Annotated in this window: 1 protein-coding gene; it reads left to right on the forward strand. The window is 48.7% G+C overall.

Going from position 1 to position 411, the window contains the following annotated elements:
- Positions 1-411, forward strand: a 411-nt coding sequence (locus NI467_RS14645; protein ID WP_374982227.1) for an NAD(P)/FAD-dependent oxidoreductase, incomplete at both ends; no start/stop codon positions are given.

Here is a 411-nt window from a genome sequence, read left to right on the forward strand (position 1 = left end):
GCATTGGCAAAGATGGCGAACCGACGCATAACTTCACCCCGGGCTATGAGCTGCATGCCAAATACACCATCTTTGCTGAAGGCTGCCGTGGCCATTTAGGTAAACGCCTGATCCAAAAATTCAATCTGGATAAAGATGCTGATCCACAGCACTACGGGATCGGGATTAAAGAACTTTGGGAAATTGATCCGGCCAAACATAAGCCAGGTCTGGTGATGCACGGGGCCGGCTGGCCTTTAAATGAAACCGGTTCTTCAGGCGGCTGGTGGTTATACCATGCTGAAAACAATCAGGTGACTTTGGGCATGATCGTGGATCTGTCCTATACCAATCCGCACATGTATCCATTTATGGAAATGCAGCGCTGGAAAACCCATCCTTTAATCAAACAGTATCTGGAAGGTGGCAAGC

It is taken from the genome of Acinetobacter sp. S4397-1, from assembly GCF_024129285.1.
Classification (GTDB): Bacteria; Pseudomonadota; Gammaproteobacteria; order Pseudomonadales; family Moraxellaceae; genus Acinetobacter; species Acinetobacter lwoffii_C.